This window comes from Streptomyces sp. NPDC013157 (genome assembly GCF_042899865.1).
Classification (GTDB): domain Bacteria; phylum Actinomycetota; class Actinomycetes; order Streptomycetales; family Streptomycetaceae; genus Streptomyces.
Map to the genome: position 1 here is coordinate 18219 of NZ_JBIBAK010000028.1, position 12214 is coordinate 30432.

The window sequence follows — 12214 nt, forward strand, 5'->3', positions numbered from 1 at the left end:
TGGCCGCTCACCCTCTGGACCGCGACGAGTCGGCGACGCCGAACTGCCGGACGGTGGACATCGTGGAGGAGCCGTCGCCCAGGTAGGTGATGCCCTTCTTGGTGGCCCAGTCGCTGCCCAGGTAGAAGACGGGCGCCAGCCACGCGTTGTCGACGCCGAACTCGTTGATCTCCCGGTAGATCCCGGCTGCCTTCGCCGGGTCGAGTTCCCGGGCGGCCCGTCCGAGGAGCTCGGTCAGCTTCGGGTCGGTGGTGTGGAACACATTGCGGAAGCCGGTGGGGGTGTAGAAGCTGCGGGTCATGACCGCGTCGGAGGCGAGGCCCTCCACGAGCAGGAACATGGGGTACTTGCCGGACGCGACGGCGGTGGTGGTCTGCTGGGCCGGCACCGGTTCCCAGGTGACCTTGATGCCGATGTCGGCGAGCGCCTGGGTGAACAGCGGCTCGAAGGACTTGGTGAAGACGAGGCTCGGCATGGTGACCTTGAAGCCGTTCGGGTAACCGGCCTCGGCGAGCAGCTTCTTGGCCCCGGCGACGTCGTAGGGGTACAGCTGGTTGAGCGCCTCGTCGTAGGCCTTGCTCTTCGGGTTGAACAGCTGGTCGGTGGCCTTGCCGGAGCCGCGCAGCACCTGCGTGACCATCTTCTGCCGGTCGAAGGCCATGTTGATGGCCTTGCGGACGCGCAGATCGCCGAGCGGCTTCAGCTTGGTGCCCGCCCTATCGGCCAGGACCAGGAAGGCGCCCGCGGTCGCCTGCACATGCGTGATCCGGAACCCGGCCGCCTTGAGCGCGGGCAGCTGGGAGACGTCGGCGGTGCCGGCGTTGGTCTCGCCCGCCTTGAGGGCGTTGGCGGACGCGGTCGGATCGGTGATCACCCGGATCTTGACCGTCTTGAAGGGGTACGCCTTTTTGTTCCAGTAGTCGTCGCGCCGGTTGAGGACGTACACCGAGCCGTTGACCGTGGTCTTCGGGTCCAGGGTGTACGGCCCCGAGCCGACCGGGTTCAGGGCGGTGCTCTTGTTCGCCATCGTCTTCGGGTCGCCGATCACACCGGGCGACGTCGACAGCGCGGCGAGCAGTGAGGCGTCGGGCTGCTTGAGCTTGATGACGACCGTCGAGGCGTCGGCGGCCTCGACCGAGGCGACGGAGGCCAACGACAGCTGGCTCTGCCCCGGCGTCGAGCGGATCCGCTCCAGGGTGGCCTTCACCGCGTTCGCGTCCACCGGGTCGCCCGAACTGAACTTCATGCTTGGGCGGATCTTCAGAGTCAGCGTGCGGCCGTCCTTGGAGTACGACCAGCTCTGCGCGGCGCCGGGGTGGAGTTCGCCCTTGTTGTCCTGGAGAAGGAGCGTGTCGAAGATCGAGTCCCAGACGTAGGTCTGCTGGCCCTCGACGAGCTGGGCGGGGTCGAACGAGTTGGGTGTGCCGAGGATGGACAGCGCGAGGGTCTGGCCTGCGCCGGAGTCCGACGCGGAGGTCGGGCTGCTGTCGCACGCCGAGGTGGCCGTGGCCAGCAGGGCGGCGACGGCGACGGCGGCCAGTGCCTGGGAGCGCTGTCGCGGCCGTGGCCCGGGCCGGGAAGGCGAGAAGCGGATGCGCATGGGTGGATTCCTTCGTCCTGGAACCTGGAGAGCCGAGGCCTTTGTCGGTGCGTCGGTAGGTCGGTGCGGTCATGCACGGGTGCACGAGCGGGGCGACACACGCGTGGGGGTGTGCGGCGGAGCCCTGAGTGACGTCGGCATGCGGTGGTGAACAGGGCCCGTTGCGCCGGTCGTTGATCCGCCGGTGCACCCTGTCACGCGAACAGTTACCACGTGGTCGAATTTCATTCGGAAGGTAAGCCCCGGCGGGAAGCGCGGGAAGAGTGGGGACCGCGTTCGTAACCAGAGCGTTATCCGGCGGGAACTCGCCACGTCCCGCCCCTTGCGCTCGGGGCCGCCGCCGCCCACACTCCGAGCAGGCCGCGAAATGTTAAGGGTTGGAAGGTTTTTGGAATGGTGATGCGGGATTCGGGAAGAGGAAGCGCACCGTGACCCCGGCCAAGGCCCGCGGCCCGTACACCAAGACCCCGGCGAGGCGGGCGGAGATCGTCCGGGCGGCGCGCGAGAGCTTCGCGGAACACGGGTTCACGAAGGCTTCGCTGCGGGACATCGCCGAGCGGGCCGGCATCACCCACGCCGGGCTGCTGCACCACTTCCGCACCAAGGACGACCTGCTCGCCGCCGTGCTCGCCGAACGCGACACCGAGGAACGGCGGTACGCCGAGTCGAAGGTCCCGGACATGGACCATCTGGCGCCGTACCTCGGCGACCTGCTGCGCCACCACCAGAAGGCCCCCGAGCTGATGCGGCTGTGGATCGAGCTCGCGGCGGCCGCCTCACGTCCGGAGCATCCCGCGCACGGCTACTTCGTGCAGCGCTACGCCTGGGGAAGCGATCAGTTCGCGCGGGGCATGCGCGGCAAGGCCGACCGCGGAGAACTGCATGAGGCGCTCGCCCCCGAACACGCCGCCACCCTGCTCCAAGCCGTGCTCAACGGCCTGCAGTTGCAATGGCTGCTCGACCAGGATCTCGACATCGTCGGCCCGGTCCGGGCCTTCATGAGGATGACCTTCCCGCAGGCCGCACCGCCAGAGGACGAAGAATGAGACCCGGCACTCTCGCCGTCCAGCTGTACAGCGTGATCGATGCCCTGGAGGCCGACCGCCCCGGCACGCTCGCGCGCCTGGCCGCGCTCGGCTTCCGTCACGTCGAGCCGTTCGCGCTCGGCCTGTGGAACACGCCTCCCGACGAACTGGCCGCCACCGCACGTGCGTTGCGCGCGGACCTGGACGAGGCCGGCCTCGGTGTCAGCTCGGTGCACATCGCCGTCTCGGCCGACGGCCAGGCAGCCGCGGTCGAGATCTGCCGCATCCTCGGCACGGACACCGCCTTCGTGCCGATTCCGTGGCTCGTCGACGGTTTCGACGAGCGGTCCCTGGAGAGCCACGACGGAGTGCGCGCCTTCGCCGGCCGTCTCAACGAGGCGGCACGGGAGATGGCAGGGGCGGGGATCCGGCTCGGCTACCACAACCACCACTTCGAGTGGGCCCGGCTGCCGGGCGGCGCCCACGCCTTCGACGTGCTGTGGGATCTGCTCGACCCCGAGGTCCTCGCCGAGGTCGACGTCTACTGGGCCGCCGTGGCCGGCCAGGACCCGGCCGAGGTCCTGGAACGTCTCGGAGAACGCGCCATGGCCGCCCACGTCAAGGACGGCCCCGCCACATTGGACACAGCGCAGACGCCCATCGGTACCGGGGACGTCGACATCCCGGCCGCGTTGCGCGCCGGGACCCATCTGCGCTGGCACATCACGGAGATCGACCGCACCGAAGCCGACCGCTTCGAACTCCTCACGGCCAACCGGCAAGCGCTCCTGGGGGGCGGCCTGACCGTCCCCTGACATCGTCGACCGCTCCGACGGGCGTAGGCTCGTGCCGGACTGGGCGCCGACCGGCGAGCGGTACCGGAGCGCCCCCCATCTCACCCCTGATGGTTCATGGGCCGCCTTCGCCGCCGAGTCGGGCGCGCGCCCGTCGTCGTGCCGGACTACCGGCTCGCACCCTGACACGGCCCGCAAATGGCTGCTCACTCACGCCGAGGAACTCGGCATCGACCCGCGCTGGGCCGTCGTCGGGGGCGAGAGCACGGGCGGCTGACTCGCCGCGGCGGGCGTGGACCCGTGTCGGGGAGATCGACCTGCTGGTTGCGCCCGACCGTCCCGTCACGGGGGAATCGTGGTGGGCCAGGGTGGCGGCGATGCGCGAGGCTCTGCCGGACGCCACGCCCTCCTTGGCTGCCGTCCGCGGGAAACGCGCGCCGGTCGGCTCAGCCTCCCTTCCCCACGCGGCGGGAGGCGCTGAACCTGCCGCAGGGCAGGGGTTCCACCGTGGTGCCGTCGGGGAAGACGACGCGTGCGGTGGTGGCCGGGGGGACGTCGACCGTGACGGTGAGTTCGTCGCCGTCCGTCCGCCACTCGACGGCGATCGTGCCCTGCGGGGACTCGTGCGTGCCCCGGGCCCACGGCACGGACGGGTGCGGGACGGGCGCGACCTCGAAGGACTCCCAGGCGACCGACCCCGGCGACTGCCGCAGGCCCAGGACGTGGGTGTGCAGGAAGCGGACCACCGCGCCCTTGCTGTAGTGGTTGAGGGATTCGTGCGCGGTGCCGGTGTCGTCGACGCCCTCCCAGTCCTCCCAGATGGTCGTCGCGCCGCGGTCGAGCATGTACAGCCAGGACGGCGCGGTGCGCTGGAGGAGCAGCTCGTAGGCGACGTCGGAGTGTCCGGTGTCGGCGAGGACGGGGAGCAGGTCGCCGGTCGCGAGGAAGCCGGTGCCGAGATGCGTGCCGGCCGCGCGGATCAGCTCGACCAGGCGCGTGGCGGCGGCCTCGCGCAGTGCACCGGGGACGAGGTCGAGCGACAGCGCGCGCACGTAACCGGCCTGGGTGTCGCCGACGGTGCGTCCGTCGGGGGAGAGGAACTCGGTGCGCCACGCGTCACGTACCCGCTCGCCGATCTCGGCGTAGCGGTCCGCGTCCTCGGTACGGTCCAGCACCCGTGCCACCTGGGCCAGGGTCACCGTCGAGCGGTACAGGAAGGCCGTGCCGATCTCGCCCTTGTCGGCCAGGAACCAGGCGACGGGATCGTCCTTGACCGGGTCGACACGGCTCCCGTCGGCCGCCCTCACCCGGGGCTCGGTCCACTCACCCCAGTGGAAGGAGCCGTCCCACAAGTACCGCTCGTGCGGCAGCGGTTCGGCCGAGCGCTCGGTCCGGGACCCGTGGCGGGCGGTGCGGGCGGTCATGAGCGCCCACTCCACCCAGCGGACCATCGCCTCCCAGTTCTCCGCCAGCACCTCCCGGTCGCCGTACGACTCGTACAGCTCCCACGGGACGGCGACGACGGCGTCGCCCCAGCCGGCCGAGCCGGTCATCATGGCGAACTGGTCGTCGAGGTGGTGTTTGATACGGCGTCCGTCGGGCGAGAAGTTGGCGATCCGGCCGTCGGGCAGCTGGTCGTCGCGGACGGAGCGCAGCCACTTGCGGCTGAAGCCCAGGACGTCGTACAGGCGTGTCGCGGTGGGGGCGAAGACCTGGTAGTCGCCGGTCCAGGCGAGCCGTTCACGGGTCGGACAGTCGGTGGGCACGTCGACGGCGTTGCCGCGGAAGCTCCATTCGGCGATCTCGTGGAGGCGGTTGAGATCCTCGTGTCCGCAGGCGAAGGTGCCGGTGCGGCGCAGGTCCGTGTGGACTACCCGCATGACGAGGCTCGCCGGGTCGAGCGGGGCGCCCTCGCGGCGGACCCGGACGTACCGGAAGCCGTGCACGGTGTGGCGCGGCTCGAACGTCTCACCGCCGCCCGCGGACACCACCTCGTCGCGCTGGACGAAGGGGATCGATGCCTGGCCCGGCCGGGTGGCGTCCAGGTGAGCGGTCGTCAGGTCGCCGTCGGGGCCGAGGTGTTCGCCGTGGTCGATGACGGTACGGGTCCCGGCCGGTCCGAGGTCGCTCAGAGTGATCCGGCCGGAGGCGTTCTGACCGAAGTCGGCGATCCAGAGCCCGTCCCCGATCCGCTGGACCGACTGTGCGGGGCGCGACTCCACGACCCGCACCGGCGGTGCCGGCGACCAGGTGATCGCGGGTGCCTCGACCCGGTCCACGAGGACGGGCCGTTCGGTGCCGGGCCCGACGCGGAAGTCGGTGGCCTGCCCGTCCATGAGGTCGGCCCGGGTGATGGCCGACTCCGCGCTCGTCCACGTCCCGTCGGTGCGGACGACCTGCCGTGTGCCGTCCTCGTGCACGAGGTGGAGTTCGGCCCGCGCGCCGGGCACCGTGCCCCAGCCGGCCGGTTGGCGGAAGGCGCCCACCTGGCCCCGGTACCAGCCGTCGGACAGCAGGACCTCGATCCGGTTGTCGCCCGTGACGACGGCGTCCGTGACGTCGTAGGCCTGGGCGTGGAGCGTACGGTCGTAGGAGGTGGCCCCGGGCGTGAGTTCGGCGGTGCCGGCCCGCTCGCCGTTGACGTACGCCTCGTACAGCCCGAGTGCCGTCGCGTACAGCCGTGCCGAGCGCACCCCGGCGCGCACCGGGAACCGGGCCGACAGCGCGTATGCGGGCTGCCTGCCGTATCCGCGGTCGCCGGACTCGGCGGGACTGATCCAGCGCGCCCGCCAGTCGGCGGCCAGCAGACCGCTCTCGAACGTGTGCCACCGCGACCACGGCGAACCGCCGTCGGCGCCGAGCGCCCGGACCCGCCAGGCCACCCGACGGCCGCTGTCCAGCGCCGCCCACGGCCAGGCGAGGAACCGGTGCCCGCCCACAGCAGTGGTCACAGCGGGCCGTGCCTCGCCGTCGACGGTGCACTCCACCTCGTACGCCACCGGGCGTGCCGCGTCCGATGGCGGCTTCCACGACAGCCGGGGCGCGGGCCCCGACACGGGGAAGCTGTCACCGCCGCTGTCGATGCCCAGGTCGTACGGTGCGTTGTGCATGCTGTGCCTTCTCCGAACTCGGTGGAACAGGATGTCTCTCGGGAGGCCGGCCCAGGGGCGGCGCTACCGGACAGACTTGATCTTGAACTTGACGACGAGGCCGCCGACCAGGGCCAGGACCGCGCCGATCAGGTAGAGCTGGGTGTAGTTCTTCTCGCCGCCGTCGCCGACGCCGAGGGTGATGACGAGCGGGGCGATCAGCGGGGCGACGGCGCTGGGGACCTTCTGCGCGAAGGCGACGACGGCGAGATAGCGGCCGGCCTCGGCCCGGTCCGGCAGGACGGCGAACACGATCGCCTGGTCGACGGCGCTGAACAACGCGATGGCGAACTGCATCAGCACCGCGCCGACGACCAGTTGGGCCAGCGAGTGGGCGAACGCCTCGGTGACCGCCCCGGCGACGAACACCGCGGAGCCGATCAGGGCGAACAGCTTGCGCCGGCCGAGCTTGTCGGAGAGGAAGCCGCCCCCGATGGCACCGCCGGCGGCGGCCATCACGCCCACGGTCCCGATGACCGCCACGATCCCGGCGACGTCCTTGACCGGCAGGTCGAGCCGCTGCGCGTAGAAGAAGGTGCCGAAGGTGGTGTTGAAGTACAGGCCCATGAAGAAGACGAAGCGGCCGAGCCAGTTCCAGCCGAAATCCGGGTACTTGCGCGGGTTGAAGCCGTAGCTGGCGACCACGTTCCGCAGCGTCACGCCGCCGGTGCGCACGAGCGCGCGGGAGTCGCCCTCGGGCTTGAACACCGGGAACAGGACCACCAGGGCGGCGCCCAGTACGCCCGGGACCAGGAACACCAGGAACGTGCTGGAGGCCACCCCGTACGCGAGACCGATGCCGATCACGGGGGCGATCTGGGTCATGACACTGGTCAGCGCCGAGACCCGGCCGCGCTGCTCCTCGGGCACCCGGTCCGCCTGGACGTTCTGGACGGCCTGCCCGGTCGTGGACCAGCCGATCATGCCGACGACCCATGCCAGGCCCAGCAGGAGGACCGACGGTGCGAGGGCCACTCCGACGAGCGCGACGGTGCCGAGCAGGGCGCCGCCGATCATGAAGGGGGTCCGGCGGCCGAGCCGGGAACGGGTCCGGTCGCTCCAGAGGCCGATCAGCGGGCTGAGGACCAGGTAGACGAACTGCGCGGACCCGGTGACGTAGCCGAGCTGTTCCTCGTGCCCGGGCGCCAGGTCGGAGATCCGCACCGCGAGCGAGTAGGAGAGGGGCACCATCAGGGCCAGGGAAGCGCCGAAACTGGCGATCATCAGCCAGAGGAGGTAGTCCCTGCCGACCTTCTGGAGCGGCGGTGCCTCGATCTCGGGCTCGGCGGGCGGCTCGGTGGGAGCCCCGGCGGCGTCCTGCGGCGACACCGTCAAAGGGGGCATCACCACGCTGACGTCTCGGTCGGCGTGAGGCATGAGGACTCCTTTGTCACATGGTCACGAGGGGTGGCGGCAGCCGGCGGCACGGTCGATGCCGTACCGCCGGGATCCCGGCTCGGGCGACGCCGGTGAGGGAGGGCAGGGGCCGCGGCGAACGCAGAACAGTGGTGGCTGTGGCGTTACGCCGACGGGTGCCGGGGTCGCGGCATGGGCCGCCTGCTCGGTCGCGCGGCGCAGCGGCAGCCCAGTGCTGAGCAACGGAAGCGCGATGCCGCGCGCCCCCCCCGTAGGTGTCAGCCGGCCGTGGCCTCGCCGGGCTTGCGGCCGCCCAGTCCGTGCCAGCGCCGGCGCAGGGCGGACGCGGCGGACTTGGGCTTGCGGTCGCGGGTGAACACGCCCTTCTTGTTGCCGTCGACGCGGTGGATGCCGGGCGAGGTCTGGAAGTCGGCGAAGTTCCAGACGTGTTCGCCGACGAACTCGGGGATGCGGTCGAAGACGCGGTGGTACATGGCGAGGAAGTCGCTCTGGTACTCCTCGCTCCAGGGGGTGTCCCAGACCGAGTGCAGGCCGGGCTGGGTGTCGGCGCCGTACTCGGACATCATGACGGGCTTGCCGAAGCGCTGGACCCAGCCGCGCAGGTCCTGCTCCAGATACCCCTCGGCGGTCGCGAGGTCGCCCGTGAAGAGGTACCAGCCGTAGTAGCGGTTGATGCTCAGCACGTCGAACAGGTCGCCGATCCGGTCGTTCTGCGGCGTCGCGAACATGACGGCGGCGTAGGTGAGGGGCCGGGTCGGATCGAGCTTGCGGGCCAGTTCGACCAGGGGCTCGAAGTAGTCGCGCGCGCCGTCCTCGTTGGAGGCCGGCTCGTTGGCGAGACACCACATCACCACGCTCGGGTGGTTCCTGTCCCGCTCGATCAGCTCCCGCAGGTGCTGGGCGTGGACGTCCCGTGTCGTCCCGCCGAAGTTCTCCGGCGCGAAGGTGGGGGTCGGCGGAACACCGGTGAGCCCGCCCTGGACCCCCAAGTTGAGGCCGACGGCGGCGGTCTCGTCGATGACGACGATGCCGTGCCGGTCGGCGAAGTCCAGGACTTCTTCGGCGTAGGGGTAGTGGGAGGTGCGGAAGGAGTTGGCGCCCGTCCACTCCATGAGCTGGAAGTCGTGGACGAGGTAGGCGTCGTCGTGGCCCTTGCCACGGACCGGTGTGTCCTCGTGTTTGCCGAAGCCGGTGAAGTAGAACGGCTCGCCGTTGATGAGGAAGTCGGTGCCCCGTACCTCGACGGTACGGACGCCGAAGGGCTGGGTGTAGCTGTCCACGGTCTCGCCGTCGACGGCCAGTTCCACGACGAGGTCGTAGAGATAGGCGGCGCCCGGCTGCCAGAGGGTGGCGTCCTCGATGCGCAGGACGCCCTCGGGGCCGTGGCCCTCCGCGACGGTCCGGCCGGCCTCGTCCACCGCACGCACCCGCACGGTGACGGTGTCGGCGTGCTCGCCGACGGTCTCCACGCGGTACTCGACGGTGCCGGCCGCGCCGTCCCGTCCGGTGACGACGGTGACGTCCTCGACGAAGGTCGTCGGCGTGCTGTACAGGCGGACCGGGCGCGCGATGCCCGCGTAGTTGTAGAAGTCGTGCAGATACGACTGCCGTTCGCGGCCGTCGGGGCCGGTCGTGACGGTGCCGGGCGGGATCGTCACGTTGGTCAGCCGGTTGTCGACGCCGACCGTCAGCCGGAACTCGGCGCCGGGTTCGACGACGCCGGTGAGATCCGCCTCGAACGGTGTGTAGCCGCCGGTGTGTTCGGCCACGAGCCGTTGGTCGACGTAGACCTGCGCGGCGTGGGTCACGGAACCGAAGCGCAGGACCACGCGTTCGCCGGTCCAGCCGCGCGGCACGCGCACGTCGCGCTGGTACCAGACGACTCCGACATGGTCACGGATCTCCGGGTCCACGAACAGGTCGTTGTAGCTGGCGGGCACGGGGACTTCGAGCGGTGGGGCGAGACGCGACACCCACGGGGTCGCGCCGGCCCGGGTGCCGAGAGCGAACCGCCACAGGCCGTCGAGGCCGACGAGGTCGCGGGTGGGGGTGGTGCGGGGCGAGAGCATGGGGTTCCTACCGGGTCGTCGGGGCGGTGGGGGGCGGTGCCGCGGTTACGAGGTCTCGCCGGCGTCGGCGAGGAGCGTGCTGCCCGTCATGAAGGCCGAGAGGTCGCTCGCGCAGAACAGCACCACCCGGGCGATGTCGTCGGGCACGCCGAGCCGGCCGAGCGGGCCCGGCTGCATCACGGACATGAAGGAGTCGGCGTCCACTCCGGCCGCGGCGGCCGCTGCCATGTTCCCCTCGGTCGGTACGAACGTCGGTGCGACGCCCAGTACGCGGATGCCGAACGGGGCGAACTCCAGGGCCAGTTGGCGGGTGAGGCCGCGTGCCGCGTGCTTGGAGCCGACGTACGCGGCGAGCCCGGGGGCCGTCCCGCGGAACCCGGCCGTGGAGACGACGTTGACGATGACGCCCCCGCCGCCGGCCTCGCTCATCCGGCGCGCGGCCTCCCGGGAGCCGAGGAAGACGCCGCGGGTGTTGACCGCGAACACCTCGTCGAAGGCTTCGGCGGACATCTCCAGCGCGGGCACGCTGGGGAAGATCCCGGCGTTGTTCACCCAGATGTCGATGCCGCCGAGCTCCCGGACCGCGAGGTCGGCGGCGGCCACCACGCCGTCGGGGTCGGTGACGTCCAGATAGGCGGCCAGGGCGCGGCCGGGGCCTCGGGCGCCGAGCTCCTCGGCGACGGCGGTGGCGAGGTTGTCATGGATGTCCGCGACGAGCACATCGGCTCCCGCCTCGGCCAGCCGCTCGGCGACGGCCCGGCCGAGCCCCTGGCCCGCGCCGGTCACGACGGCGCGCCGCCCGGCCAGGGAGACGAGTTCGGTCAGGGACTTGGACGAGACGTCGGGTACGGATATCTGCACGGTGTGTCCCTCCGGTGGAAGTGCGGTCAGATCCGGCCGCGGCGGGCGGTCTCGCCCAGCCAGAAGAGAGAGGGCTTGGGGCGGCGCTCGAACGTCTCGCGGTCGACCTCGACCAGACCGAAGGTCGGCGCCCAGTGGCCCCACTCGTAGTTGTCGAGCAGGCTCCAGTGCAGATAGCCGCGTACGTCCGCCCCGTCGGCGATCGCCTTGCCGAGGTGCTCCAGGGCCTCGCCCGTGTACGCGATGCGACGGGTGTCGTCGCCGGTGGCGATGCCGTTCTCGGTGATCAGGATCGGCAGGCCGCCGGTGACCTCGGCGGTGTGCCGCACCGCGATACCCAGGGCGTCGGGGCGGTAGGCGGTGCCCACGAGCGTGTTGTCCGGGTGCTGCGGGTGGGGCTCGATGCCGTCCAGATCGACCCACTGGCTCGAGTAGGACTGCACGCCCACGAAGTCGTCGCCGCGCGAGCCCGCCAGGTAGAGGTCCTCCCACACGTATTCGAGATCCCGCTTGTTGTTCTCCGCTCCGGGACGGGCCACGAAGGCGCGGTTGGCGACCGTCCAGCCGACCTTGGCGTCCGTCCGCTCGTGCAGCACCGTTCGCGCGGCCTGGTGCGCCTCGACGAGCCGCTGGCCGATCACCACGTCGGGGGCGGGCAGTTGCGGGCGCGGGCCCTCGTTGTCGAGGGTGGGGCTCTGCCACTCCCCGGCGGCCTGCGGGTTCTGGAAGGCCCGCGCCATGCCGATCATGATGGCCAGCATGTTCGGCTCGTTCATGGTGACGACCCACTCGACGCCTTCGAGGATCGGCGCGACCGTCTCGACGTAGGTCCGGAACCGGTCCACCGCACGGTCGCCGAGCCAGCCGCCTTCCTCCGCGAACCAGAGCGGGCTGGTGAAGTGGTGCAGGGTGACGACCGGTGTCAGGCCGAGTTCGAAGGCCGTTTCGATCATGCGCCGGTAGTGGGCGAGTTCGGCGCGCGAGACCAGGCCGGGGAGCGGCTCGATACGGGCCCATTCGATGCCGAAGCGGTAGGCGTTGAGCCCGGCGTCCGCGAGCAACTGCATGTCCTCGCGGTACCGGTGGTAGCTGTCGCAGGCGTCGCCGCTGCGCTCCATGCCCGGAACGCGCCCCTCGTTCGCCCAGAAGTCGCTGTTGAGGTTGTTGCCCTCGATCTGGTGCGGTGCGGTGGAGGCTCCCCAGAGGAACGCGGGCGGGAATTCGGTCATCGTCGACTGCTTTCCTGAGTGTCGGTGGTTCGGACCTCGTGGCACACCTGGGCCACGGTCCGGCCGTTCGGGCGCGGTGGGCAACGGCCCGAGCACGGAGGGGTGCTGAG

At 71.1% G+C, this 12214-nt stretch carries 9 protein-coding genes; 3 read left to right on the forward strand and 6 right to left on the reverse strand.

The window, feature by feature from the left end:
* Positions 1–7 precede the first annotated feature (7 nt).
* Positions 8–1600: an ABC transporter substrate-binding protein gene (locus ACFY6U_RS48975; protein ID WP_390049172.1), complete on the reverse strand. Its 1593-nt coding sequence runs from the start codon at positions 1598–1600 to the stop codon at positions 8–10.
* 428 nt (positions 1601–2028) lie between these two features.
* Between ACFY6U_RS48975 and ACFY6U_RS48980 the strand changes: the two genes are divergently transcribed.
* The 3 genes from ACFY6U_RS48980 to ACFY6U_RS48990 are packed head-to-tail and all read left to right on the forward strand — an operon-like array spanning position 2029 to position 3696.
* Entirely contained in the window at positions 2029–2646 is a 618-nt protein-coding gene (locus ACFY6U_RS48980; RefSeq protein ID WP_390049174.1) for a TetR/AcrR family transcriptional regulator, read from the forward strand.
* Positions 2643–3440 carry a sugar phosphate isomerase/epimerase family protein gene (locus ACFY6U_RS48985; protein WP_390049176.1) on the forward strand — a complete coding sequence of 266 codons (798 nt, stop codon included), beginning with the start codon at positions 2643–2645 and terminating at the stop codon, positions 3438–3440. Before ACFY6U_RS48980 ends, ACFY6U_RS48985 begins: the two co-directional genes overlap by 4 nt.
* 31 nt (positions 3441–3471) lie before the next feature.
* Positions 3472–3696, forward strand: a complete 225-nt coding sequence (locus tag ACFY6U_RS48990) for a hypothetical protein (RefSeq protein WP_390049178.1) — start codon at positions 3472–3474, stop codon at positions 3694–3696.
* Positions 3697–3865: 169 nt separating this feature from the next.
* On the opposite strand, the gene ACFY6U_RS48995 is transcribed toward ACFY6U_RS48990, so the two are convergent.
* The 5 genes from ACFY6U_RS48995 to ACFY6U_RS49015 form a co-directional block, all read right to left on the reverse strand.
* On the reverse strand, positions 3866–6529 hold the full coding sequence (locus ACFY6U_RS48995) for a family 78 glycoside hydrolase catalytic domain (protein ID WP_390049180.1): 2664 nt from the start codon (positions 6527–6529) through the stop codon (positions 3866–3868).
* A 63-nt stretch (positions 6530–6592) separates the two neighbouring features.
* A complete protein-coding gene (locus ACFY6U_RS49000) occupies positions 6593–7945 on the reverse strand; it encodes an MFS transporter (protein WP_390049182.1) in 1353 nt (450 codons plus the stop codon).
* Between the two features lie 257 nt (positions 7946–8202).
* The gene (uidA, locus tag ACFY6U_RS49005) at positions 8203–10014 is read right to left on the reverse strand and encodes a beta-glucuronidase (protein ID WP_390049184.1); all 1812 of its coding nucleotides are present in this window, start codon (positions 10012–10014) and stop codon (positions 8203–8205) included.
* Positions 10015–10059: 45 nt separating this feature from the next.
* Positions 10060–10875: an SDR family NAD(P)-dependent oxidoreductase gene (locus ACFY6U_RS49010; protein ID WP_390049186.1), complete on the reverse strand. Its 816-nt coding sequence runs from the start codon at positions 10873–10875 to the stop codon at positions 10060–10062.
* Between the two features lie 26 nt (positions 10876–10901).
* Complete coding sequence (locus tag ACFY6U_RS49015) at positions 10902–12104, reverse strand: glycoside hydrolase family 1 protein (RefSeq protein WP_390049188.1); 1203 nt, start codon at positions 12102–12104, stop codon at positions 10902–10904.
* Positions 12105–12214: the final 110 nt, after the last annotated feature.